Below are 22,367 nucleotides of genomic sequence, written 5' to 3'. Positions count from 1 at the left end.
TATACTAAAAACCAGAGGGAAAAAACCTCTGGTTTTTTTAATTATAATTATTTTTTTCACATATATTGAAATTAAGAACAAAATATGATAAAATTATAGATGTTATTATTTATTATATATATAAAAAATATATAATTATTATGTTAATTTTTTCAAGAAAGGGGATGGGAAAATGGAAATAAAAAATGCAAAAATTTTGGCAGGTGTTGGTGCAATATTAGGAATAACAGGTCAATTTGCTATTATTGGCATAATAATGGAATTAATTGGGGTATACAAAATAAGTCTGGCAACAAAAGATAAAAGAATATTCAATTTTATGTTATGGCCATTAGTATTATTTTACGTAATTTTTGTTTTGTTTTTCTTAAGTGCAATAAGAGGTTTTATGTATTCAACAACTTCAAACTTTTATTTTGATGGAATGGAGTCACTAGGAGAAGCTATGGCTTCATATCCAATACTATTTTTAATAACAATAGTATTAATGATTTTTCCAGCAATTTTTCAAATAAAAGCCTACAATTTAATAAGAGATTATTTTGGAAATGATAATTTTGATAAAGCAGCCAAATTTTTAAAATGGGGATTAATTTTATCAATAGTGCTTGTAGGATTTATATTAATTTTCGTATCAAAAATATTTGCAATAATAGGATATTTCACATTGCCTGATAAATTTCCTGAAAATATTACAGACGAAGAACGTTGGAAAAGTTATTAAATTAAATAAAAAATATTTGTAATAAAAATTTGACAATTCTAAAATAATTTGTTATAATAAAAATAGAAAAATATTTCGGGATGGGGATATTATGTTAAATAATAAAAATAAAAAAATAAATATAATTATAAAAGAGGCCTATTAATAGAGGGTCTCTTTTGTTTTTTTAATTAATATATCAAGTGATATATTAATTTTAAGTTAATAAGGAGGAGAAAATATTATAATGTTTAAAATTATATCTAAAATAAAAAATGAGGTGTTAAAATGAAATATACAACATTAAGCGGGGATAGGTCCTTATTAAGAGAAGTAAAAATCATGATTGAATTATTAAATCAGAATTTTTCAATGAATGAAATAAAAAAGAAAGTTTTTGAAGAAAATATTTTTCAATATAATTCTGAATCATCGACAAAAAGAGTATTTACCGCATTGAAAAAAAGATTAAATTATTTAGATAAAGAACTTGCTCAAATTTTCATTTCTGCTCCTTATGATACTAAAAGAGCAATTAATCTATATTTAATAATGAAATCAAATAAACTTATGTTTGACTTTATGTTTGAAGTAATGAGAGAGAAATATTTATACAAAATTTTTAAATTAAATGATTTTGAAATAAATAATTTTTTTGAAGAAAAGAAAATTCAAATACCAGAAATATCAAATTGGAGTGAAAAAACACTAAGAAGAACAAAAACAGAAATAAAAAAAATTCTTTATGATTCAGGAATACTCAAAGATAAAAAATCTATGGAAATACAATATATTTTAATAGATGAATCTTTCAAAAAATATATTATTTCAAAAAATGAGGAAGTTTTTCTTGAGAATATGGGAGTGACGTCTAAATGAAAATAGAAGAACAATTAAATAAAATCAAAAAAATTATCGAAGATAAAGATTTTTATAAAAATAAAGGATTGGGAAATGAGATTAGTTTTTACATTTTTGATTATGATCCAAAACATGAAATGATAGTTAGATATCATTTATATAAGGTAATTAAAAACATAAAATCGAAAAAAATTAAAGAATTTAATTTATACCATATGCTTATAGAAATGTTAGAAAAGGAAAATTTATTAGAAGAGGTAATAAATATGGAAAAAAATGAAGGAAGTGATGAAGTTTTAAATGCCATAAAAACTTTTGCTCCTCCAGATGCATTTATTGACAAAATTGCAGAAGAATCTAAAGAAGTTGAAATCATATTAATAACAGGTGTAGGGCAAATATATCCTTTTGTTAGATCACACACGATTTTAAATAAATTGCATAGTGTAATCGAAGATAATCCTCTAATCTTATTTTATCCAGGAAAATATGATGGGCAAAAATTAGATTTATTTAATAAATTAAAAGATGATAATTATTATAGAGCATTTCCATTAATAAATTAAATAAAGGGGATGGAGAAATTGAAATTGAAAAATATGTTTAAAAAAGATATTACAAGATATATTAAAGGTGTAATTAAAGCTGGTCAGGAAAGTGAGGACATTATATACCAGGAACTTGATGAATATGTTGTAACACGAGAAATAAGGACACATTTAAGGAACTTTTATAACATTTATAACGAAAGTTTAGAGAATGAAACTGATGAGATAGGTGTATGGATATCAGGCTTTTTTGGATCAGGTAAATCACATTTTTTAAAAATATTATCATATTTACTTTCAAATAAGGAAGTTAAGGGAAAAAAAGCTATAGAATTCTTTAAAGAAAAAATAGAGGATGCAATCTTACTTGCGGATATAGAACGAGCCTCGTTAATAAAAACAGAAACAATATTATTTAATATTGATGCTGAAAGCTCTGCTGATGCAAAATCAGATAAAGATGCAATTGTAAAAGTATTCAGAAAGATGTTTTATAAAAATATGGGATTATATGGTGAAAATGATGAAATTACAAATCTTGAAAAATATTTATATCAATTTGGAAAATTGGAAGAATTTAAGAATAAATATCACGAAAAATTTAATGAAGTATGGGAAAAAGATGGAAGAAGAAAATTTCCATTTAAAAAAAGCCAAATAAAAGAAATAGTTGCGGAAATTATGAATATGACAGAAGAAGATAAAAAATTATTTGATTTTAAAAGTCTTGGTAATGATACTTCTATTAAAAATTTTGCAGAAGAAGTGAAAGATTATATTGAAAAAAAGGGAGATAACTTTCATATCATTTTTCTTGTTGATGAAGTTGGACAATACATAGGTGATAATAATAATTTAATATTAAATCTTCAAACCCTTTCAGAAGAACTTGCTAATCATTGTAGAGGAAAAGCTTGGATAATAGTTACTTCACAAGAAGATATTGATTCTATAACAAAAGTAAGAGAAAAAGACTTTTCAAAAATACAAGCAAGATTTAAAACAAGACTAAATTTATCTTCCGTATCTGTATCTGAAGTTATTCAAAAACGTTTGCTTGAAAAAAATTCTGTTGCTGAAGATATGTTAAAAGTCTTATATGAAGAAAAAAATATACCTTTAAAAAATGCCATCAATTTCAAAAATAGCATCAATATATTTAAGGGTTATTCAAGTCAAGAAGAGTTTGTAAATCTATATCCATTTATACCATATCAAACTAAATTGCTTCAGAAAGTTTTTGAACAGGTTAGAATTCACGGGAGTTCTGGAAAACATCTTTCAGAAGGTGAAAGATCTATGTTATCAGCTTTTCAGGAAGCTATGTTATTATATATAGATAAAGAAGAAGGGATTTTAATACCTTTTGATATGTTTTATGACTCAATAGAAAATTTTCTTGCTTCTACCATAAGAAGAGTATTTGAAAATGCCATAGAGAATAATTATTTAAATGATTTTGATATCAGAGTATTAAAACTTTTATTTATGTTAAAATACCTTTCAAAAGAAATGCCACCAACAATCGAAAATCTTACAACATTAATGATTAATAATATAGATCAGGATAAAATTGAGTTAAAGAATAAAATACAACAATCATTAAATAGCCTTGAAAGTCAAAATTTAATAGAAAAGAATATAGATAAATATTATTTTTTAACAGATGAAGAACAGGAAATAAATAGAGAAATTAAAAAAATGGAATTAAATTCTTTAGATGTAGATAAAAAAATTATTGAATTGATTTTTGATCAAAATAGCATCTCACAAAAAATAAGATATAACAAAATAAATGATTTTTCATATAGTATAAAAATAAATGGAAATTTAGTGAAGTACCCTAATTCAGAACTTTTTATAGAAATTATAACCTCTGATAATGAACTTTATGATGAAGATATAAAATTATCATCAATGAAAAATCAAAATACCCTTTATTTAAAATTAATAGAAGATGAAAAATTTATTGAAGAAATAAAAACTTATTTAAAATTGGCCGAATATGTTAAGAACAAAGTACATGATGACCTTTCCAAAACCTTAAAACGCGCCATTGAAGCAAAGAAAGATGAAATACCTGCTAAAGAAAAAAGATTACAATCATTATTAAAAGAAATAATAAAAAATTCAGAGTTTTATATTAATGGAGAAAAAATAGATGTTTCTGGTGATTCCACTAATAGTATTATTGAAAACGCTCTAAAAAATTTAATTGAAATGAATTATCCACGAATGAATTACATAGAACAATCTTATACAGAAAAACATTTAAATGCAGAACTTAAGAATTTAAAAATTGATTTAGATGGAATAGATAATTCTAATAATCCAAAAGCAATAAAAGAAGTAACGAATTACATACAATATTATTTAAGTGAAAATAGTACAGTAAAAGATATAATAGAATATTTCTCTAAAATACCTTTTGGATGGCGAAAAGAAGATATTGTTTATTGTTTAATTAAGTTATATCAAAATAAAGAGATTGAATTTAAATATAATAGGGAAAAGTTTACACACAAAAATAGCGACTTTCTGGAAAAGTTGTTAAATCGATATAATGAAAAAATTGAAGTTAGAAAAAAAGAAAAAATAGATTCAAAAACGTTGCAAAATGTAAAAAAACTTTATTTAGAATTATTTGATGAATCTCTTGAAAAAGATGATACAGATGAAATTGCAGAAGTTTTAAAAACAAAAATAAAAGATGAAATTAATATTTTGAGAGATTATTTAAAAGAGTGTGAAAATAATAATTTTCCAGGTGTTGAAATAATAAATGAAGGATTAAAAATATTAAAAAAAGTTTCTCTTGATTCAAACTATAAAATGCTATTTAAGACTTTCCTTGATTTAGAAAATGAAATTAATGATTGGAAAGATGAATATGAAAAAATAAAACTATTTTTAAAAGATGGAAGCAAACAAAAAGAACTATTTATTAAAGGAAGAGAATATTTGAAGGAATTAGATTCCAGAAAAAATTCTATTAATTATGATCCTGTTGAGAAAGAAATAACAGAGATAAAAAATATTATAAATAGTTCAGAGCCATATACAAAAATGAAAAATATACCAGAGTTAATTCAAAAAATTGAAAATTATGAAAAAGAGCAACTTTCCAAATTAAAAGAAGAATTCAAGATAGAATTTGAAAATTATTTTGATTCATTGCTTTCAGAAAGTTTAAAAAATGAAATAAACTCAACCAAATTAAAAATATTAAATACTATTGAAAATGAAAATAATATAGTTATTTTGAAAGCAAATCACCATACATGGTTAAATACTATTGAAGAATTAAAAGATAAAATTAAAGAAGAAAAAAGCAAAAGAATTTATCCAGTAATAAAAGATAACCCTCCTGTTATAGCAGAAAATGTAGAAATACCAATTAAAATAGTTAAATATATAGAGATTAAAGAAATTAAAAATGAAGATGATTTAGAAAAGTTTATCGAAAATTTAAAACAAAATCTTTTATCAGAAATAAAAAATGGAAAAATATTAAAAATAATAGATTAATGGGGGATGGATATGGATAAAAAAACTATAAAAACTTTTGCTATTAACGCGCGAAAAGAGTTGATAGAAAAGGTTAAACTTAAAGCTAAATTTTATGAATTAACAAAAGATTCTATAAAAAATCCTGAAGAAAAAAAGAAAAAAATAATTAATGGATTCCCATTAGATGATGAAGAAATTAATGCAAGAAATAGAATAATTGAAAAAATGAATTCAGATGGATATGAAAATGTTATTGAAGAAATAGCCTATACATGGTTTAATAGACTTATAGCAATTAAATTTATGGAAAATAATAAATATTTTCCTAATTTCTTGCCTTTAGATATAAAAATTCTTTCGCTTGAAAATGATATTGAACCGGTAATAATAAAAAATCCATTTGAAATTTCTGATTACCTTGATTTTAATAGAGATGAAATAAAAATTTTAGCAGGAGACTTCAATAAAAGAAATGAATTATTTAAAAAAATTATAGTAAAACTGTGTAATAAACTTCATAAATATATGCCATTTATGTTTGAAAAAATAAATGATTATACAGAATTGTTATTTCCAGACAATTTATTTGGAAAAGGTTCACTTTTGGTAAAAATGTCTGAAAATATTCCAGATGAAGATTGGAAAGATGTTGAAATAATAGGGTGGCTTTATCAATTCTATATTTCAGAAAAAAAAGATGAAGCAATGTCAAAGAAAAAAGCTTATAAAAAAGAAGAAATACCCTTTGTTACACAGTTATTTACTCCAGATTGGATTGTAAAATATATGACAGAAAATTCTCTTGGGAAATTATGGGTAGAAGTTAATCCTGAAACAAGTCTGAAAGAAAAATGGGAATATTTTCTCGAAGAACCAGAACAAAGAGAAGAAGTTAAACAAGAACTTGAGAAAATAAGATACAAAAACGTTAAGCCTGAAGAAATCAAGGTTATAGACCCTTGTTGTGGATCTGGGCATATTTTAACATATGCATTTGATATATTATATGATATATATAAAGAAACAGGAGAATTAGAAACAGAAATTCCAAGATTGATATTGAAAAATAATCTTTTTGGTCTTGATATAGATAAACGTGCTGCACAATTGGCATATTTTTCTTTAGTGATGAAGGCAAGAAGTAAAAATAGAAGATTTTTTAGACAAAATTTTGAAATAAACATCTCAGAAATTGTTGAAAGCAATGAAATTGTTGAAAGCGATATTGGATTATTAACAGAAAATATGTCAAAAGAAGAAAAAGAGATTACAATTAATTTATTAGAAAAATTTAAAGATGCAAAACTGTACGGTTCTTTAATAGAAATAGAAAATATTGATTATTCTTTTATATTAGATCATTTAGTTAATTTAGAAAACAAATATAAATATAATTTACTAAAAAAAGATAGTGTCAATAAATTAAAGGGTATAATTTCTGAAATAATAAAAATCGCAGATATTCTAAAACAAAAATATGATGTTGTAATAACGAATCCACCGTATATGGGAAATAAATATATACACAAAAACCTGAAAAAATATCTTGAAAAAAATTATCCAGATTCAAAATCCGATTTATTTGCTGTCTTTATTGAAAGAAACTTTAAGTTTTTAAAAGAGAATGGATTTAACGCTATGATAACGATGCAATCATGGATGTTTCTTTCATCCTATGAAAAATTTAGGGAAAAAATAATTGAAAATTATACTATTTATTCATTAGTTCATCTTGGTTACGGAGCTATAGGAATAGAATTTGGAACATCATCTTTTGTTGTTAGAAAAAATAAGTTAAAAAGTTATATGGGGAAATATTTTAGATTATTTAATAAAATGTCTCAGAAAATCAGATCTGAAATTTTATCTATAATATATAAAAAGTCTAATAAAAAAATAAATTTTAGATTTGACTTTGATTCTTACAAAGAAGTAAAAAAAGAGATTAAAGAAAATGGAAATTTATTTAAAATAGTATATTCATTTAAACAAATCAATTTCAAAAAAATTCCAGGATTGCCTATTGCTTATTGGATTAGTGATAAAATAGTGAAATCATTTGAAAAAGGAAAGATGTTAGGTGAAATTGCAAATCCTAGGGTAGGATTATCTACAGGTGATAATAAAAGATTTTTAAGATTATGGCATGAAGTTGATATAAATAATATTGGATTTGGATTTAGTTCAAGGGAAGAAGCAAAAAAATCTGGTTTAAAATGGTTTCCATATAATAAGGGTGGAAACTATAGAAAGTGGTATGGAAATCAAGAATATGTAGTAAATTGGGGAAATGATGGTTATGAAATTAGAAATTTTAGAGATTCCGAAGGAAAATTAAGGTCAGCACTTCGAAATATGAAATTTTATCTCAAAGAAGGAATTACGTGGTCGTATGTTTCTTCATCTAAATCGAGTTTCAGATATTCTCCATATGGATTTATATTTGATAGTACAGGACCCATGATTTTTTCAAGTTCATATAGGATAAATTATGTTTTAGGTTTATTGAATTCAAAAATATCGCATATAATTCTAAAAATATTAGCACCTACTATTCATTTTAGCCCTGGTTCTATATCTAAAATACCTGTTTTTGATAATGATAATATGATAGTATTAAAAAAAATTAATACGTTAGTGTATGAAAACATAAAAATTTCAAAAGAAGATTGGGATGATTTTGAAACATCATGGAATTTTAAAACACATCCTTTTTTAAAATTTAAAGATGAAAGTGGAAAAATAGAAAACGCTTATTATAATTGGGAAAAATATGCAGAAGAAAGATTTTATAAACTTAAACAAAATGAAGAAGAATTAAATAAAATATTTTTAGATATATATGATCTTGCTGATGAAATATCTTATGAAGTTAAAGATGAGGATATTACTATTAGGAAAGCAGAAAGATTAAGAGATGTAAAATCATTTATTTCATATGCCGTGGGTTGCATGTTTGGAAGATATTCTCCAGATAAAGAAGGATTAATTTTTGCTGGTGGAAAATTTAATATGGATGATTACCCGGATTATAAACCAGATGAAGATGGGATTTTGCCAATTCTCGATGATGATTATGGTTTTAATGATGATATAGTAACGAAATTTGTTAGTTTTGTTGAATATACTTTCGGAAAAGAAAATCTAAAAGAAAATTTGGAGTTTATAGCAAAAACGCTAAATGAAAAATCTATTGATCCAAAAGAAACACTTAGAAAATATTTTATTAAGGATTTTTATAAAGATCATACAAAAATTTATAAGAAAAAACCTATTTATTGGATGTTTACTTCCGGGAAAAAAGGAGCATTTAAAGTTTTAATATATATGCATAGGTACGATGAAAATACAATTTCAAGAATTAGAACAGACTATTTATTTAAGATACAGAATATATACGAATCTAATTTTAGGACTATATCAAAATATTTAGAAAATCCTGTAGAACTGAGTAGAAGCAATAAGAAAAAATATGAAAGATTGCATAAAAAATTATCAGATTATATAGATGAAATAAAAGAATATGATACTAAAATCCAACATTATGCTGATAAAAAAATAAAAATAGATCTTGATAATGGTGTTGAAGAAAATTACAAGCTATTCGAAAATATTCTTGAAAAAATAAAATAAAGGAGTAGCAAAATATGAATATAAAAAATTTATTAGAAGAAAAATTTTCTAATAAAAATTACTATGAAAATAGAAAAATAGTCTTCTGGATAGATAAAAAAAATAGTTTTAAAGAAGAGTTTGAAACTATAGAAATTGAGAATATTAATAAAATAGTTTTAAATCAAAATAATTTTTTTACGATAAAATATTTAGTTGAAATTGAAAAACCTGAAGAAAATTTTTTGATTTATGTAAATGATTTTGATTTACATTCAAAAGAAAATTGGTTACTTGATATATTTTTATATTCAGAAATATTTTATGCAGATAAAATTCGTTTGATAATGAATGAACTAAATTTAAGCTCAAATTTAAAAAGCTTTGTAGGGAGAAATGAGAAGTTTTTTAAAAACAAAAACAGAATTTCAAATTTAACGTCCCTAAAAGAAGAATATTCTTCTGAATTCGAACTTACTATAGGTATGATAAGTGTATTAACAAAATTAAAAGTTATTGATCTTGAGAAAGCAATAAGAAAGATTTTATTTGAAGAATTGAATGATGAAAATAAATTGTTAGAAGATATCTTGAAATTTGTTAATAAAGATGATTTCTGGAATATATTGAAGGAACATTTCGGGTATACTGGTGAAAAAGATTTAAAACTATTTTTGTATTATTTATTTATTACAGATTTAAGTAAACAAATAAATCCAGAACTTTTAAATGAATATGAATTACATATTTCCAATAAAAAAATAAATAATATTATTGTTTTTTTAAATCATTGGAGAAATTCTGAAGATAGAGAGATGTATAAAGAGCTTTCATCAAAAATTCAAAATGAACTTAACCTGGATAAATATTTTAGAAAAATTAATTGTTCATTTGATGAGATTAAAAATGCAGAAACATTTAGATTTTTCGATGAAATAATTATAAATGAAATATTTGGCTCTATTGATTCCGGATATTTTGATTTTGAAAAATTTCTTAATATTATAAAAACAAGAAAAGAAAAATTTTGGTATAACGACTTTTTGGAAACATATGAAGGATTATATTATTATTTAAAAATGCTTCAATTTGAGAAAAAAACGGAGATTTTTTTCGATAATATTAAAGAAGGTTTTGAAAAATATAAAAAGATTTATTATGAAATGGATTTTTATTACCGAAAATTTTATTTAAACTTTAATTCTAAACCAAATTCACATTTAAATAAATTCATTGAAAAAGTTGAAAATGTATATAATAAGTTTACTGAAAATTTAAATGAAATGTGGGATAAACATTTATCAAAATTAAATGAAAATTGGAATATAAGTGGTATAGAAAAACAACAAGATTTATTTTCTAAACATATTTCCAATGAAAAAAAGACCGCGGTAATATTTTCTGATGCCTTAAGGTATGAAATCGGAGTTGAATTAGGTAAAAAATTAAAAGAATTACCAGGTAGTGTAAAAATAGAAGCAATGTTAAGTGTTATACCTTCAATAACTTCTTTAGGTATGGCAGCTTTAATGCCGAATGTAAATGGAGTTGGAATTAAAAATGAAATAAAAATAAAAGATGATGGTTCAATAACTGTAAAGGGCAAAAGGATTTCTTCATTTGAAGATAAAACAAAATTACTTGAAAGTAATAAACAAATAAAAATTTTTAGATATAAAGATTATAAAACACTATCTCAAAAAGAAAAAAGAGAAATTACTAAAGATAAAAAAAAGATTTTAATTTATCATAATACTGTTGATGAAGTAGGAGATTATGCGAAAAGTGAAGATGATGTATTTAATGCTTGTGAAAAAGCAATTGATGAATTATATAACCTTGTAAAGGATCTTAAAAATAATTTGAGCATTTCTAATATTATTATCACTGCAGATCATGGTTTTATATACCAATTTTCTAATCTCAGTAAATTAGATAAATTAGAAAAATTAGATATCAATCAGATAATATTAAACAAAAGATTTATTTTATCTGATGAAAATGTAAAAGCAGAATATATTCATAAATTTTCGCTTTCATATATAAATAATCCAAATTTTGGGGTTTATATACCAATAAGAAATTTAAGATTTAAGATTCAGGGAAGCGGTTTTAAATATGTTCATGGTGGAGCAACCCCCCAGGAAGTTATAATTCCTTTAATAAAATATTCAGCTTCAAGAAAGGATGAAAAAGCTAAATATGTCGAAATTGAATTATTAAATCATGAAAGGAAAGTAACTAATAATACATATATATTAAATTTTTTTCAAAAAAATTCAGTTTCAAATAAATTTTTGCCATCTGTTTATAAAGTATATTTTGAAGATAATGAAGGAAATATTATTTCAGAAATAGTTGAAATTAATGCTGATTTGGATGATTTAGATAATAGCAAAAGGATTATTTCAAAGAAAATAACTTTAAAAAGTGGCATAAGCAGAAGAATTAATGGAGTGTTGATAATAGAGGATAAAAATAAAAAAATAAAAAGAACATACAATTATGAAATTGATATAGCTTTTCCAGATGAATTTTAACGGGGGTAATAAATATGGAAATAAATGAGATGGATCTGGATGTGAAGATTAATAAATATTTTTCAGGAAGAGTTGTAAGAAAAGATTTGCCTAAATTAATAAAACAGGGGGCAAATGTTCCAATATATGTGCTTGAATATTTACTTGGTATGTATTGTGCAACAGATGATGAAGAAGCAATAGAAGATGGGATAAAAAAGGTTAAAAAAATTCTTGCTGAGAATTTTGTTCGACCAGATGAAGCAGAAAAAGTAAAGTCAAAAATCAAAGAATTAGGAAGTTATAAAATAATAGATAAAATTACTGTGAAATTAAATGAAAAAAAGGATATATATGAAGCTCAGTTTTCAAACCTCGGTATAAAAGAAGTTTTAATTTCCGCGGAATATATAAAAAAATATGATAAGCTTCTTGCTGGTGGAATATGGGCAATTCTAGATATGGAATATTTTTATGACGAAAGAAAAGATATAAGTCCATTTCTTATTTCTTCATTAAAACCAATCCAAATGCCACATTTGGATATTAAAGAAATATTTGAAGGTAGGAAAAATTTTTCAAAAGATGAATGGATAGATATTTTATTGCGTTCTGTTGGATTGGAACCAGATAATTTTGAATATAATGTAAAGTGGCATTTGTTATCTCGATTAATACCATTTGTTGAAAATAACTATAATATTTGCGAATTAGGTCCGAGAGGTACAGGGAAATCATATGTTTATAAAGAAATATCTCCAAATAGCATTTTAATTTCTGGTGGTCAAACTACTGTTGCAAATTTATTTTATAATATGTCTTCAAGAAGAATAGGTCTTGTTGGTATGTGGGATGTTGTTGCTTTTGATGAAGTTGCTGGAATAAGGTTTAAAGATAAAGATGGAATACAAATTATGAAAGATTATATGGCTTCAGGCTCGTTTGCACGTGGGAAAGAAGAAAAACAAGCTTCTGCGTCGATGGTTTTTGTTGGAAATATCAATCAAAGTATAGAAACCGTATTGAAAACTTCTCATCTTTTTTCACCATTTCCTCCTGAAATGTCAAATGATTCGGCATTTTTTGATAGAATGCATTTTTATATTCCAGGTTGGGAAATACCTAAAATGAGACCGGAGTTTTTTACAGATAGATATGGCTTTATTGTTGATTATCTTGCAGAGTTTTTTAGAGAAATGAGGAAAAGAACATTTTCTGATGCTATTGATAAGTATTTTATTTTTGGCAAGGATTTAAATCAAAGAGATGTTATTGCTGTTAGAAAAACAGTCTCTGGATTAGTTAAGTTAATTTATCCTAATGGTGAATTCACAAAAGAGGATATAAAAGAAACTCTCGAATATGCGTTAATAGGAAGAAGAAGAGTAAAAGAACAGTTGAAAAAAATTGGTGGAATGGAATTTTATGATGTGCATTTTTCTTATAGAGATAGAGATAATAATGAAGAATATTTTATTTCAGTGCCGGAAATGGGTGGCGGAAAGTTGATACCTGAAGGTAAAGAGAAACCGGGAAATATATATCTTGTAGCTCGAAGTATTTCAGGAATGTTAGGAGTATATAGACTTGAAAATAAAGTTAATTCGGGAACAGGGAAATTTTCAAAATCTGGTTTTGGAAGTTTAAGAGATGCAAAAGAGGCTCTTGATATAGCATTTAATTATTTTATATCAAATTCTAAAAGAGTTTCTGCATCAATAAACACAAAAAAATTTGATTTTCTTATGCAAGTTATTGATTTGCAGGGAATAGGCATGACAGGGGATTTATCTCTGGCTGAATTAATAGGTTTATTTTCTTCTGTTTTAGAAAAATCTGTTTTAGAAAGTTTAGTTATCACTGGTACTATGACTGTTGGTGGAACCATTAATAAACTTGATAATCTTGCAGATGTTATTCAAGTATCAGTTGACGCAGGAGCAAAAAGAATATTAATTCCTGCATCTTCAGCAGCAGATTTAGCAACGGTTCCAACAGAATTAGTTACGAAAATTCAAATGATATTTTATAATGATCCAATTGATGCAGTATTTAAATCTTTAGGAGTTGGGTAATAAAAGAAATTATTTTATTTTAAACAATTGTTATAGAATAGATGTAAAAAATAATTAAACTAAAAACATATAAATTTCGATTATATCTAGCGAAGAACAGCAGCGATTATTTTCAAAAACATTGTAATCTTGCAACATTAGTTGTATTGACCGGGAAGCTCTTTACTTTAGTCGCGGTAGTTCAATCATCCATATTGGAATGTACTTGTTTTTATAAATATAAAAATGTTATTAATTAACAATAATCGATATGATGATTTTGGAGGTTATTATGAATTACTATAACGATAAACAAAAGGTTAGAGAATATATTGAAATGTGTAAAGACAATGGAGCAAAAGAACTTATTAATATTTTAAAAAAACACTTAAAAAAAGATTCTACTGTTCTAGAACTAGGAATGGGTCCAGGAAATGATTTGAATATACTTAAAAATTACTATAAAGTTGTTGGTTCAGATAATTCACAAGTATTTTTAGATGTGTATAAGGAAAAAAATAAAGATATAGAACTATTTTTATTAGATGCAGTAACTATAAATACAGATAAAAAATTTGATTGTATATATTCAAATAAAGTATTACAACATTTAACAAAGGAAGAACATAATCAGTCACTAGTTAGACAATATGAGGTTCTTAATGATGAAGGAATTTTATTTCATACTTTTTGGAGAGGCAACACAGAAGAAGTATATGAAGGATTGCGATTTGTATATTATGAAAAAGATGAATTAATAAATATTTTCCAAAAATATTTTAATATTATTGAAATAAATTATTATTCTGAAGAATCTGATGAAGATTCAATTTATATAATTTTAAAGAAGAAATAAATTAAGATGATCTAATTCTATTAGAATATCAATTAAAAATTTTTTTAAAATGAAATTTAATAAAATAAATATGATAAAATGATAATAGAATATTAATTTAATTTGTGAGGAATAAATATGAAAAAGGTTTTAACTATTGGAGAATTGCTTATAGATTTTATATGTCTAGATAAAAATAAAAATATCGTTGAAGGGAAAAATTTTGAAAAAAAGGCCGGAGGTGCTCCAGGTAATGTTGCAGCTGTTGTCTCTATTTTAGGAGGGAAAAGTTCAATTTTAGGAAATGTGGGCAATGACCCTTTTGGTAGTTTTTTAGTAAATGAAATGAAGAAATATAATGTAGATACTTCTTTAATAACATTTGATAATGATTTAAATACCACTTTGGCTTTTGTTTCTTTAATGGATGATGGAGAAAGAGATTTTGTATTTTTTAGAGGTGCAGATTCAAATTTGGAAATGCCAAGTATTGAAGTTTTAAAAGAATATGATATTTTTCATTTTGGCTCGGCAACAGCTTTTTTAGGTAATGAATTAGAAAAAAACTATATAAATATTTTTGAATTTGCAGTTGAGAATAAAAAATTTATATCTTTTGATATGAATTACAGAAAGGATTTATGGGAAAAAACAGAAAAATTAATATCTTTAAGCAAGAAAATAATTAAATATTCTCACTTTGTAAAATTTAGCGAAGAAGAATTGAAATTATTTTCAAATAAAGATAATATAGAAGAATCTATTAAATATGTTCATAAAATTGGAGCGAAAATAGTAGCAGTGACATTGGGGAAAGAAGGTTCAATTATAAGTGATGGTAATGAGATTAGAAAAATAGATAGTATTAAAGTAAATGCAATTGATTCTACAGGTGCAGGAGATGCCTTTGTGGGAGCTTTTTTATATAAATTATCAAAAGGAGAAAAAGATTATTTTAAGATTGCAAGATTTGCTAATGGAATTGGAGCATTGGTTTGTACAAAAAAAGGAGCATTAACAGCTTTAGAGAATATGAGGTGATATTATGAGTAAGTTTAAATTAAAATTATATGAAAATATTAAAGTAAAAGATGATTATGAGATCACTATTAAGCATAGTGCTGATAAGCATTTTTTTGATTATATAGATATAAAACTCCCTATTTCATTAGAAATAGAAAAATCTGAAGAGAAAAAGGAATACATTGCTGAGATAATTGATCCATTTGGCAATTCAAGAAAAAAATTTTATTGCTTAAAAACATTCTATACCGAATTAGAAGAATATTTAAATTCTCTTTTTGATATTTCTGAAGTTATAAAATATCGAAAAGCCTATAGAGCAATATCTGAGAAAAAGATTGATAAAAATATTTTAGATCTTTTAGTATATTCAGCTAAATTGGCTCCATCATGTGCAAATAAACAACCTTGGAATTTTAGGGTAATTTCAGAGGGAAAACTTTTAGAAAAGATAAAAGAGGCTTTACCAGGTGGAAATTATTGGGTAAAAAAATCTCCAGTAATAATAGCAGTTTATGCAAAAAAAGAAGATGATTGTATTTTATCTGATAATAGAGACTATTTTCTTTTTGATACAGGATTAGCAGTAGGTAATTTATTATCTCAAGCAACTCAATTTGGTTTAATTGCTCATCCAATAGCAGGGTTTGAGCCCATAAAAGTTAAAGAAGCTTTGGGCATTGGAAATGAATTTGTTTTAATTACTTTAATTGTTTTGGGTTATTATGGCGATATTTCTAGTTTAAGTGATAAACATCAAAAAAGTGAATATGATATAAGAAAAAGGGAGGTTTAACTCCCTTTTTAAACTACGATATTTTGATTTAGTGTTCCATTTTTAAAGTTATTAATGTTTTCTAATGTTGTTTCGGCAATATTTGTTAGAGCTTCAGAGGTGAAAAAGCCTTGATGTCCTGTTATTAATACATTTGGAAAAGTAGTTAATCTTAAGAAGATTTCATCATCTATAATTTTTTCTGATAAATCTTCAAAGAATAAATTTTCTTCTTCCTCATAAACGTCTAGTCCTAGATATCCTATTTTTTTTGTTTTTAATCCTTTTATAACAGCTTTTGTATCAATCAATCCACCTCTGCTTGTATTTATTATCATTACACCCTTTTTCATTAAATTAATTGTATTTTCATTTATGATATGGTAAGTATCTTTATTTAATGGGCAATGCAAGGATATAATATCTGAAGTTTTAAATAAAGATTCTAAGTCAACATACTCTCCAACAAATTCTTTGTTAGGATATTTGTCATATCCTAAAACATTCATTCCAAATCCTTTTAATATATTTGCCGTTATTCTTCCAATTTTTCCTGTGCCAATTATCCCTACATTTTTTCCGTGTAGATCAAAACCTAATAAACCATCAAGAGAAAAATTATTTTCCTTTACTCTAAAATAAGCTTTATGTATTTTTCTGTTTAATGAAAGAATTAAAGCTATAGTATGTTCTGCAACGGCATAGGGAGAATATTTAGGAACGTGGACAATTTTTAAACCAACTTTTTTTGCAGCTTCTATGTCAACATTGTTGAATCCAGCAGATCTTAATGCAAGTAATTTAACACCATTTTCTTTGAGGATTTTTATTACGCTTTTATTGACATTGTCGTTAACGAAAACACATACAACATCAAAACCTTTTGCTAATATAGCAGTTTTTTCATTTAATTTTGATTCAAAGTATTTAATATCAAAATTATACTTTTTGTTTGCATGATTAAAAAAATCCATATCATATTTTTTTGTACTAAAAAAAGCTATTTTCATATATACCCTCTCCCTTTTGAAATAATAAAATATATCTGTCAATTTTATTTTAACAAAAATACTTTTCATATAATTTATATTAATATTACGACTATTTTTATCGGAATTAAAGTGTTTTATTTTTGCAAATAAGGTATAATAATAGTGGAATAGAATATAATAGAAAATATTGAAAGTGGGGTAGTAAAATGGATATATTAAAAAATAATGTTATAATTGATGGTCATTTTGATTTGCTAGTTGATGTATATGAAAAAAGAAGAAGAGGTAATAAAAGAGTTATACTTACTGAACATTATGAAAAATTTAAAAAAGGTGGATTTGATATTATTGTATCTTCATTGTTTATTGAGGATATATATATTCCTGAAATGGCATTGAGAAATGCACTTGACCAAATTAGTTCTTTATACCATGAAATAGAGGAATCAGAAGGAAAAATAATGTTATGCAAAAATGTGAAAGATATTGAATATGCAGTAGAAAAAGATATTTTAGGAATAATGTTATCTTTTGAAGGTTTGGAACCAATAGGAAATGATATATATCTTTTAAGGGTATTTTATGAATTAGGAGTAAGATTTGCAGGATTGGTTTGGAGTAGAAGAAATTATGTGGCAGATGGATGTTTTTTTAATGAAAGATTAGAGGGGAAAAAAGGTGGTTTAACAGATTTTGGAGTTAAAGTATTAAAAGAATTAGAAAAATTAAAGATGATAGTTGATGTTAGTCATTTAAATGATGAAGGATTTTGGGATGTAATTAAATTCTCTACAAAACCAATTATAGCATCTCATTCAAATGTTAGAAGTATGTACCCTTCTATGAGAAATTTAGCAGATGATCAAATAAAAGCAATTGCAGAAACAGGTGGAGTTATAGGTATAAACGGAAATGGTTCTTTTGTTTCCGTTAATGATGAAGAGAATAATGCAGAAGGATTAGTTAAACATGTTGATTATATCTCTAATTTGGTAGGTGTTGAATATGTAGGTATTGGATTTGATTTTTGTGATATGTTTAGAAGTTTTCATAAAGACTCTTTAAATGGACATCATGAATTAGATTTATTTGTTGAAGCATTAATAAAGCATGGATATAATAATAATGAGATAAAATTAATTTTAGGAGAAAATTTTTTGAGAGTTTATAAATATGTTTTTGATAAATAAATATTTTTTGAGTTAAATAGAAATAAGGGATAAAAGCGTTAAAGCTTTTATCCCTTATTTTTTGGTTAAAATGTATTGATATTAAATTTAATGGGAGTAGGATTTGAAAGATTATCAGAAACAGGGCATCTTTCCTTAACTTTTTTTAACCATTCTTTTAGTGTTTTTTCGTCAGCATTTGTTTCTAAATTCAATGAAACATTAATTCCAACATAGCCAGTTCTATCATTTGATTCTTGCCCTAAAAATTTTGCAGGGTTTAAATCCCCATCAATATTGATTATCATTTTTTTGATTTCAAAGTCCATTTCTTTTGCGATAAGATGACCAACTACATTTAAACATCCAGCCAGAGCAGCTAAAAGATATTCTACAGGGTTTGCACCTTCATCTTTCCCACCAAGACTTTCTGGTTCGTCTATAATCATTTCAAAGTCTCGAGCTTTAACTATTGTTTTTGTTGGAGTTTCACTTTCTGAAGTAATTCTAAAATTCATAAATGCCATAATTTCACCTCCTTAAATTCGACTATTTTTATCTGATTTAATTATATAATATATAGTTTACAATTAGATGTGAACTTTATAACAATTATAGTGAAAAAATGTACATTAATTATTTAATTATTTAAATTATTAATGTTATAATATATTGTATATATATGTAAGGGAGTGATAAAATGAAAGTATTAGTTACAGGGTTTGATCCTTTTGGAGGAGAAAATATAAATCCATCTTTTGAAGCTGTTAAAATGTTGCCAGATAAAATTTTAGGTGCTGAGATATTTAAGTTAGAAATGCCTACAGTTTTTTATAAGTCAATTGAAACATTGAGGAGTAAAATGTGTGAAATTCAGCCAGATATAGTTATATGTACAGGACAAGCTGGAGGGCGTTCTCATATTTCAGTAGAGAGAGTAGCAATAAATATTGATGATGCTTCAATTGAAGATAATGAAGGGAATAAACCAAAGGATAAACCTATATTTTTTGATGGTGAAAATGCGTATTTTTCAAATTTACCAATAAAAAATATTGTTGAAGGTATTAAAAATATAGGAATTCCTGCAGAAGTTTCAAATACTGCAGGTACTTTTGTTTGTAATCACCTTTTATATGGATTGATGTATTATATTCATAGGGATTTTAAGAATATTTTAGGGGGATTTATACATGTGCCATATTTACCAAAACAGGTAATTAATAAGAAGAATATGCCGAGCATGTCTTTAGAAAATATTGTAAGGGCATTAGAAAAGGTTATTGAAGTATCAGTAGAAAATTATAAGTAAACAAGGAGCAACATGCTCCTTGTTTTTATAATGTTTTGTATATTGGAGGGTTTGGAATATATTTTCCCCTAAATTTATCTTCTTTTAACATAAGTGCAGAATCCAAGTCATGGAAAACAAAAGCACCTGTGCCTAATGCAAAATTAACACTTTGATTTATACCTATGCTGGATTCACCCATACATCCTATCATTAATTGTAAATTAGCAGATTTTACCATTTCTACAATGGCAAGAGCGTCAGATATGCCAGATTTCATAAGTTTTATATTTATAAAATCAACAGCTTCCATTTTGATTAATTTTAAAACATCATATTTTGTTTTAGCGCTTTCATCAGCACCGACTGGGAATGGTGAATTAAATCTAACAAATTTTAAACCGTCATAATCTGTTGAAACAACAGGTTGTTCAAAAAGATTAATTTCAATGTTTTTTGAATATAAAGTTTTTACAAATTCTATTGCTTGTTTTGGTGTGTAACCAATGTTAGCATCAACTATATATTTAGCACCTTTGGTGTTTTTATATATTTCTTCTAAAACTTCGATGTCTTTTCTCAAATCTTCCCCTACTTTTATCTTAATTGTTGTAAATCCTGAATGAAATATTTCTTTAGCATCTTTTACCATATTTTTTATTGTATCTATTCCTACTGTTTTATCAGTTTCTATTTCATTTTTTGCACCACCTAATATTTGATATACTGGTATTCCAATTTCCTCTGATAATGCATCAAGAGTTGCATACTGTACAGCATTTTATGCTTGGGAAAGCGAAGAATTTATCCATAATATCAAATATTTTTCTATAATTTTTTACATCAAGTCCAATTATAGCATCTTTTATAATGGGCTCAAGATGAATTAATGTTTCTATTTTTTCACCATTTACCCTGAAGGAAGGAGAAGATTCGCCATATCCTTTTGCACCGTTTTCGGTTTCTATACAAACTTCAATATTTGTTGTGAAATTTGAAATGCTTCCTGTTATATGAAAAGGTTTAAAATAATCATATTTTTTCATAGTAAAGGTTATATTTTTTATTTTACTCATATTATTCAACCTCCTCAAAATTTATAACATCTATATTATAATTATATTTATCAGAGTATATGTTTTGTATTTCAGTTTCTAATTCACCAACTTGATTGTCATATGGATCACTTCTGTAATATTTTTTATTTTCAAATCCAGCCATAAAATCATTGTTTGCAACCATTCTAAAACCGTCCAAATTACCAAAATAAAATTCTCTATATTTTGGTATATTTCTGCGTGCTCCGCCAAAAGATAAATCAGCAGGTAACCAACCGTATGGTTCGATATAGAATAATGCCCAGTCATGAGGAGAAGCAAAATACTTGTTAATATACCAACCTGATTGCCATCTAGCAGGGATTCCGGCTATTCTGCACATAGTAATGAATAATAATGCTTGAAATCCGCAGTCCCCTTTTAAATTAGTTGATACAAATTGTGGTATATTTTCATAAATACTATATGGTTTTACATATGAATATTTCACATTTAGCGTTATCCAATCATATATTAATTTTGCTTTTAAATACGAGTTTTTCTCATCTTTAATTATATCTTTTGTCAAAGTTTTTAAATAATGAGTGAAAATAATATGTGGAGGTTTTTCTTCTAAAAATTCTTTATAATTTGAAAAATCTATTTCTTTGATTTTGTTAATATTGTAAATGGTAAAATAAAAATGTAGGAAAAGAGGAAAATAAAAATGAACAAAAATGAACAAAAGAGATAAAGAAATAATGGTATCCTTCTTTTTTGGAAAGGAGGATACCAAAGATGGAGAAAGTAAAACAACAACTAGAAATAATAAGGATGATGGGAATGAAACCAAATTTTTCTGAATTAGGAAGAATATATGGATATGACAGAAGAACAATAAAAAAATATTGGGAAGGATATGAAGGGAAGCCCAAAAAAAGGAATAAACCAAGTAAATTGGATGATTATTTAAATAAGATAGAACAATTGTTATCAATAAAAGGAATTACAATGAGAGCAGTATATGAAAAATTAAAAGATGATGGTTTAGATATAGGGACATATTCTAATTTTAGGAAATATGTTAAAAGAAAGGGGTTGAGAGAAAAGAGAAATATAAATGGACATCCAAGATTTGAAACATTACCAAGAATACAAGCACAAGTTGATTGGAAAGAAAACATAAAGTTGTATTCAAAAAATGGAGAAGAATATGAGATTAATGTATTTAATTACAAATTAGGATATTCTAGATATTGTTATTTTGAATATAGAGAAACAAAAACACAACAGGATGTATTTGAATGTTTAATAAATACATTTAAAGAAACAGGAGGTGTTCCACAAGAGATATTATTTGATAATATGAGAACAGTAGTAGATATAACAGATAATGGAAGAAGGATAAATTATAAAATGAAAGCATTTGCTAAAGATT

Annotated in this window: 15 protein-coding genes and 2 pseudogenes; 13 read left to right on the top strand and 4 right to left on the bottom strand. The window is 25.2% G+C overall.

The features are described 5' to 3' along the window. The first annotated feature begins 172 nt into the window (after window positions 1-172). From ACYQ44_RS09005 to ACYQ44_RS08960, 10 genes are all read left to right on the top strand, one after another. Window positions 173-724, top strand: coding sequence for a DUF996 domain-containing protein (locus tag ACYQ44_RS09005; protein ID WP_459996693.1), 552 nt, complete (start codon window positions 173-175; stop codon window positions 722-724). Window positions 725-991: 267 nt separating this feature from the next. Further along, on the top strand, window positions 992-1,582 hold the full coding sequence (locus tag ACYQ44_RS09000; RefSeq protein ID WP_459996691.1) for a DUF1819 family protein: 591 nt from the start codon (window positions 992-994) through the stop codon (window positions 1,580-1,582). Further along, a complete protein-coding gene (locus ACYQ44_RS08995) occupies window positions 1,579-2,130 on the top strand; it encodes a DUF1788 domain-containing protein (protein ID WP_459996688.1) in 552 nt (183 codons plus the stop codon). The genes ACYQ44_RS09000 and ACYQ44_RS08995 overlap by 4 nt, the downstream gene beginning before the upstream one ends. A gap of 33 nt (window positions 2,131-2,163) precedes the next feature. Beyond that, entirely contained in the window at window positions 2,164-5,640 is a 3,477-nt protein-coding gene (gene brxC, locus ACYQ44_RS08990) for a BREX system P-loop protein BrxC (protein WP_459996686.1), read from the top strand. 12 nt (window positions 5,641-5,652) lie between these two features. Further along, window positions 5,653-9,255 carry a BREX-1 system adenine-specific DNA-methyltransferase PglX gene (gene pglX / locus ACYQ44_RS08985; protein WP_459996684.1) on the top strand — a complete coding sequence of 1,201 codons (3,603 nt, stop codon included), beginning with the start codon at window positions 5,653-5,655 and terminating at the stop codon, window positions 9,253-9,255. A gap of 14 nt (window positions 9,256-9,269) precedes the next feature. Next, a complete protein-coding gene (gene pglZ / locus ACYQ44_RS08980; RefSeq protein ID WP_459996682.1) occupies window positions 9,270-11,774 on the top strand; it encodes a BREX-1 system phosphatase PglZ type A in 2,505 nt (834 codons plus the stop codon). Window positions 11,775-11,788: 14 nt separating this feature from the next. Continuing rightward, complete coding sequence (gene brxL / locus ACYQ44_RS08975; RefSeq protein ID WP_459996680.1) at window positions 11,789-13,828, top strand: protease Lon-related BREX system protein BrxL; 2,040 nt, start codon at window positions 11,789-11,791, stop codon at window positions 13,826-13,828. A 271-nt stretch (window positions 13,829-14,099) separates the two neighbouring features. Next, window positions 14,100-14,663 (top strand): class I SAM-dependent methyltransferase, encoded by a 564-nt coding sequence (locus ACYQ44_RS08970; protein ID WP_459996678.1) that lies wholly within the window; start codon window positions 14,100-14,102, stop codon window positions 14,661-14,663. Between the two features lie 117 nt (window positions 14,664-14,780). Beyond that, window positions 14,781-15,683 carry a carbohydrate kinase family protein gene (locus ACYQ44_RS08965; protein WP_459996676.1) on the top strand — a complete coding sequence of 301 codons (903 nt, stop codon included), beginning with the start codon at window positions 14,781-14,783 and terminating at the stop codon, window positions 15,681-15,683. A gap of 4 nt (window positions 15,684-15,687) precedes the next feature. After that, on the top strand, window positions 15,688-16,461 hold the full coding sequence (locus ACYQ44_RS08960; RefSeq protein ID WP_459996674.1) for a nitroreductase family protein: 774 nt from the start codon (window positions 15,688-15,690) through the stop codon (window positions 16,459-16,461). 8 nt (window positions 16,462-16,469) lie between these two features. On the opposite strand, the gene ACYQ44_RS08955 is transcribed toward ACYQ44_RS08960, so the two are convergent. Next, window positions 16,470-17,450, bottom strand: coding sequence for a 2-hydroxyacid dehydrogenase (locus ACYQ44_RS08955; protein WP_459996672.1), 981 nt, complete (start codon window positions 17,448-17,450; stop codon window positions 16,470-16,472). 188 nt (window positions 17,451-17,638) lie between these two features. On the opposite strand from ACYQ44_RS08955, the gene ACYQ44_RS08950 reads away from it, so the two are divergent. Next, window positions 17,639-18,622, top strand: coding sequence for a dipeptidase (locus ACYQ44_RS08950; protein WP_459996670.1), 984 nt, complete (start codon window positions 17,639-17,641; stop codon window positions 18,620-18,622). 65 nt (window positions 18,623-18,687) lie between these two features. On the opposite strand, the gene ACYQ44_RS08945 is transcribed toward ACYQ44_RS08950, so the two are convergent. Continuing rightward, on the bottom strand, window positions 18,688-19,128 hold the full coding sequence (locus tag ACYQ44_RS08945; protein WP_459996668.1) for an OsmC family protein: 441 nt from the start codon (window positions 19,126-19,128) through the stop codon (window positions 18,688-18,690). A 173-nt stretch (window positions 19,129-19,301) separates the two neighbouring features. Between ACYQ44_RS08945 and pcp the strand changes: the two genes are divergently transcribed. Then, the gene (pcp, locus tag ACYQ44_RS08940; protein WP_459996666.1) at window positions 19,302-19,913 is read left to right on the top strand and encodes a pyroglutamyl-peptidase I; all 612 of its coding nucleotides are present in this window, start codon (window positions 19,302-19,304) and stop codon (window positions 19,911-19,913) included. Between the two features lie 25 nt (window positions 19,914-19,938). On the opposite strand, the pseudogene ACYQ44_RS08935 reads toward pcp, so the two are convergent. Then, window positions 19,939-20,968, bottom strand: a pseudogene (locus ACYQ44_RS08935) (L-Ala-D/L-Glu epimerase). Window position 20,969: 1 nt separating this feature from the next. Continuing rightward, window positions 20,970-21,578, bottom strand: a pseudogene (locus tag ACYQ44_RS08930) (transglutaminase-like domain-containing protein); the annotation flags it as partial. Window positions 21,579-21,727: 149 nt separating this feature from the next. Between ACYQ44_RS08930 and ACYQ44_RS08925 the strand changes: the two are divergent. Then, a partial coding sequence (locus tag ACYQ44_RS08925; protein WP_459996664.1) for a transposase occupies window positions 21,728-22,367 on the top strand: 640 nt, incomplete at its 3' end.

It is taken from the genome of Marinitoga arctica (genome assembly GCF_054657315.1).
This window is presented reverse-complemented; position numbering and strand designations above follow the sequence as displayed.

Bases quoted from the DNA above. Each gene is read 5' to 3' on its own strand.
- brxC (WP_459996686.1), top strand. From the start codon at position 2,164: ATGTTTAAAAAAGATATTACAAGATATATTAAAGGTGTAATTAAAGCT.
- ACYQ44_RS08965 (WP_459996676.1), top strand. From the start codon at position 14,781: ATGAAAAAGGTTTTAACTATTGGAGAATTGCTTATAGATTTTATATGT.
- brxL (WP_459996680.1), top strand. From the start codon at position 11,789: ATGGAAATAAATGAGATGGATCTGGATGTGAAGATTAATAAATATTTT.
- ACYQ44_RS08955 (WP_459996672.1), bottom strand. From the start codon at position 17,450: ATGAAAATAGCTTTTTTTAGTACAAAAAAATATGATATGGATTTTTTT.
- ACYQ44_RS08945 (WP_459996668.1), bottom strand. From the start codon at position 19,128: ATGGCATTTATGAATTTTAGAATTACTTCAGAAAGTGAAACTCCAACA.
- ACYQ44_RS08950 (WP_459996670.1), top strand. From the start codon at position 17,639: ATGGATATATTAAAAAATAATGTTATAATTGATGGTCATTTTGATTTG.
- ACYQ44_RS09005 (WP_459996693.1), top strand. From the start codon at position 173: ATGGAAATAAAAAATGCAAAAATTTTGGCAGGTGTTGGTGCAATATTA.
- pglX (WP_459996684.1), top strand. From the start codon at position 5,653: ATGGATAAAAAAACTATAAAAACTTTTGCTATTAACGCGCGAAAAGAG.
- ACYQ44_RS08995 (WP_459996688.1), top strand. From the start codon at position 1,579: ATGAAAATAGAAGAACAATTAAATAAAATCAAAAAAATTATCGAAGAT.
- ACYQ44_RS08970 (WP_459996678.1), top strand. From the start codon at position 14,100: ATGAATTACTATAACGATAAACAAAAGGTTAGAGAATATATTGAAATG.
- pcp (WP_459996666.1), top strand. From the start codon at position 19,302: ATGAAAGTATTAGTTACAGGGTTTGATCCTTTTGGAGGAGAAAATATA.
- ACYQ44_RS09000 (WP_459996691.1), top strand. From the start codon at position 992: ATGAAATATACAACATTAAGCGGGGATAGGTCCTTATTAAGAGAAGTA.
- pglZ (WP_459996682.1), top strand. From the start codon at position 9,270: ATGAATATAAAAAATTTATTAGAAGAAAAATTTTCTAATAAAAATTAC.
- ACYQ44_RS08960 (WP_459996674.1), top strand. From the start codon at position 15,688: ATGAGTAAGTTTAAATTAAAATTATATGAAAATATTAAAGTAAAAGAT.